Source organism: Psychrobacter sp. 1U2, assembly GCF_051847575.1.
Genome location: NZ_JBPYDC010000858.1, coordinates 1 through 801, shown reverse-complemented (window position 1 = coordinate 801; position 801 = coordinate 1). Strand labels below are relative to the sequence as shown.

The window sequence follows — 801 nt, the reverse complement described above, 5'->3', positions numbered from 1 at the left end:
GTACGCCATGCACGTGCTATCAAACGATTATAACAAGCCCTATAAAAAATCAGCACGTGTGGTCGGTGACGTCATCGGTAAGTATCATCCACATGGTGATAGTGCGGTCTATGATGCTATCGTACGTATGGCGCAGGATTTCAGCTTGCGCTATCCAATGGTTGACGGTCAAGGTAACTTTGGCTCGATTGATGATGATCCTCCGGCAGCGATGCGTTATACCGAAGTACGTATGACCAAACTGACCCACCAGATGCTCGCTGATTTGGATAAAGACACGGTCGATTGGGAAGACAACTACGACGGCTCTGAGCGCATGCCAAGCGTGATGCCAGCGCGTATTCCTAATTTATTGGTCAATGGTGCAACAGGCATTGCGGTCGGTATGGCGACCAATATGGCGCCGCACAACCTGACTGAGGTGATTAATGCCTGCCTAGCTTATGCTGAAAACCCGCAAGTATCAGGCGAGGAGCTGATGAGTCATATCTCAGGCCCTGACTTCCCGACGGGCGGTATCATTTATGGTCGTGCGGGTATTTTAGATGCTTATCGTACGGGTAAAGGTCGTCTGCATATACGGGGTCGCTATCATATCGAGCCGATGAGTGACACAGGTGTCAATCGTGATCGCGAGCGTATCGTCTTCACTGAAGTGCCGTATCAAGCCAATAAAGCTAAGCTCATTGAACGTATTGCTGAGCTGGTGCGTGATAAAAAAATCGAAGGCATTACTGAGATTCGTGATGAGTCTGACAAAGAAGGCATGCGCATCGCCATCGACTTACGCCGCGGTGAAAC

The 801-nt window shown here is 49.7% G+C and carries 1 protein-coding gene; it reads left to right on the top strand.

Features of this window, described 5'->3' with window-relative positions:
• Window positions 1-801 (top strand): DNA gyrase subunit A (locus ACS8FD_RS19160; RefSeq protein WP_439277028.1); only part of this gene is annotated, 801 nt, incomplete at both ends.